Genomic DNA, 2,782 nt, shown 5'->3' with positions numbered 1-2,782 from the left:
TGTGCACCGAGGCGCGTGATGCGCCCGCGGGGCAAGGCGGAACGACGCGCCGTAGCCGTCGCTACGGCAAGGAGTTCCAACGCCGCATCCGCGGGATGCGGCGCGGGCCGAATGCCTATGGGACTTCTGCAACGGTACACTAGGAACCCGGATTGCAGTCCGTTTACCAACTGCGGGGGGTCGACCGGGGAGAACATCATGCGGAAACAGATATCTCGTCTGTTCCTGAGCGCGACGCTCGTGGCGGCACTCGCCGCGTGCTCGGATGGGGGTGAGGACGCGGACGCCTTCGCGCCGGCGTTTGCTCGCGGGCAGCAAGGCGGCGACAGGACCGGCGTGCGATCGCTGGTCGTGTCGCCGGAGACGGCATCCCTGTCGGCGGGAGAATCGCTGGCTCTTCAGGTGACGATCACGGACCGGAAAGGGGCGGTCTCGCCCGATCGGGCCGCCTGGACCAGCACCGCGCAGGATGTGGCCGACGTAGACGGGGCGGGCAAGGTGACCGCAATCTCGGCCGGCTCGGCCGCCGTCGTGGCCTCCTGGCGCAACGTGGCGGACACCGCCTGGATCACGGTAACGGGCGGCGAAGATCCCCCACCCCCACCCCCGCCCGCCTCGCTCGTCACCGAGTGCGACGCCCCCGCGCCCGAGTGGATCTGGTGCGACGACTTCGAGCAGAACCGGCTCGCCGCCTATTTCGAGCACGAGCGCAAAGAAGGCGCGTTCGACCGCACCACCGCCGTCGGGCTCGAGGGCTCGGCGGGCATGAGGGCCAGCTGGAACTCGGGGCAGGTCAGCGTTGGTTGGCTCCACCTCGCCTTCGGGCGCACCCCGTCGGGCTACTTCACTCCGGTCGATGAGGGCACGGCCACCTATCGTGAAATCTACTGGCGCTTCTTCGTACGCTACGACGCCGACTGGAGCGGCGGCGGCGGGTTCAAGATGACGCGGGCGCGCATCTTCCACGCGGAAGAGGGCTGGGTGCAGGCGATGGCGGCCCCTGTGTGGGCCGGCGACGGCTCCCCGGACGTTATCAGCCTGGACCCCGTGTCCTACACCGACGCGGCAGGCGATCTCACCGGAAGCGCGCGCTGGCTGGGTCAGAAATCAGGAGTCGAGCCGATCTTCGCCGACCGGAACGTCGGTCCCTGGTACTGCGTCGAGGCGCGGGTCAGGCTCAACGACGCGGGCGCCGCGAACGGCGAGTTCCAGGCGTGGATAGACGGGCAACTCGACGCGCAGAGGACCGGGCTGAACTGGGTGGGAAGCTACGACGCCTTCGGCATCAATGTCGTTACCCTGGACAACTACTGGAACGGCGGAGCTCCGCAGGCGCAGTCCCGCTACTTCGACAACCTGGTCGTCAGCACCGCGCCGATCGGCTGCGGTTGAGGGAGTGCCGCGCTAGGCGGTCGGTCGGTGCACCGCCTGGGCGCTCGACCGCCTGGGCATGGGCAGGCACTGCGGGCAGTGTGGTAGGCCTTCCCTCAGGCCGACCACGCCCGCCGCGTTCGCCCAGATGGCGAGGTGCTCGCGGATCCATTCGCCGCACCGGCAGCAGGCGTACTCCACCGCGCCGTCCAGCGCAATGCGGGCAGGGTTCATCGGTTCACTCCTCTCGGACGCGGGGCCTCGTCCCGCTAACCGTGCACTGCCCGTGCCACCCCTGCCGCCGGCTCCTCGAACAGCGTTCTGGTTGACCCGTTTGGCTCACGACACAAGGCCATTCCGGGGCCTGGCCGCTCCGGGCACCGTCCTGCCGGAGGCTATCCGGACGCGTCGCCCGTGGCCGTCGCGTTGCGTTCGTGCCACGCACCTGTGAACATCCTCCCACGACCCGCCAACCAGGAGAAAAGCATGCGCAAGCCCGCCCTTCTCGCCCTTCGACGTCGCGCGCGCGCCGGCGCCTTGGCGGGGCTGCTGGGAATCGCTTTCCCGATCGCCGGGGCAGCGCAGAGCGCCGGCGAGATCTTCGACGAGGCGCTGGAACGCTACTCGGCCCAGACCCAGCACGTCAGCGCGTACACCGTGGTGCAGCAGGTGATGGGGGTCGCGTCGGAAACGCGATTCGAGCGCCGTGAAGTGAACGGCGTAATGGTCTTCGTGCCCACCGACCTTCCGGGCGCCGAGGCGGACCCCCCCAACCCGTTGGTGGCGTTCCCCACCCTGGCCGAGCGGGCGACGCTGGAGGGAACCGAATCTCTCGACCAGGGCTCCTGTCACAGGCTGGCGGTCGACGACCTGTCCGGCCTCGACCTCGGCTACGACCGGCTGCCCGGGGAGGACATCGACTTCGAGGCGCGCTCGGCCAGCTTCTGCCTGGACACCGACAGCTACATGCTGCGGCGCATGTCGGTGCTGGGGGACGCCCTCGTCCAGGGCCAGCGGCAAGCCGTGACGCTGCTCGTTGCCTCGGACGACTACCGTTCGATCGAGGGAGTGCTGGTTGCGTTCCGTACGAGCATGTCCATCGAGGGGCTGGATGCGTTCATGGCGGAGGGCGACGCCGCGCAGGCCAAGGAGGCGCTGGAGCAGATGCGGGCGGAGCTCGAGAAGATGCCGGCGGCGCAGCGCGAAATGGTGCAGTCGATGATGTCCGCCCAACTGGAGCAGCTGGAGGCACTCGCGGGTGGCGACGCGGTTGCGTTCATCATGACCGTCACCGACGTGCGCGTAGAGAAAGACTAGTGTGCCGGCGCGGAAGTCCCGTGTGCACCGAGGCGCGTGATGCGCCCGCGGGGCAAGGCGGAACGACGCGCCGTAGCCGTCGCTACGGCAAGGA

Annotated in this window: 3 protein-coding genes; 2 read left to right on the top strand and 1 reads right to left on the bottom strand. The window is 69.1% G+C overall.

Annotated features, from left to right (window positions below; all coding sequences use genetic code 11):
- Positions 1-198 precede the first annotated feature (198 nt).
- Entirely contained in the window at positions 199-1,392 is a 1,194-nt protein-coding gene (locus ABFS34_16400; protein MEN8377006.1) for an Ig-like domain-containing protein, read from the top strand.
- Between the two features lie 12 nt (positions 1,393-1,404).
- On the opposite strand, the gene ABFS34_16395 is transcribed toward ABFS34_16400, so the two are convergent.
- Positions 1,405-1,605, bottom strand: coding sequence for a hypothetical protein (locus ABFS34_16395; protein ID MEN8377005.1), 201 nt, complete (start codon positions 1,603-1,605; stop codon positions 1,405-1,407).
- Positions 1,606-1,857: 252 nt separating this feature from the next.
- On the opposite strand from ABFS34_16395, the gene ABFS34_16390 reads away from it, so the two are divergent.
- The gene (locus tag ABFS34_16390) at positions 1,858-2,688 is read left to right on the top strand and encodes a hypothetical protein (protein ID MEN8377004.1); all 831 of its coding nucleotides are present in this window, start codon (positions 1,858-1,860) and stop codon (positions 2,686-2,688) included.
- Positions 2,689-2,782: the final 94 nt, after the last annotated feature.

It is taken from the genome of Gemmatimonadota bacterium (assembly GCA_039715185.1).
Taxonomy (GTDB): Bacteria; Gemmatimonadota; Gemmatimonadetes; order Longimicrobiales; family RSA9; genus DATHRK01.
This window is presented reverse-complemented; position numbering and strand designations above follow the sequence as displayed.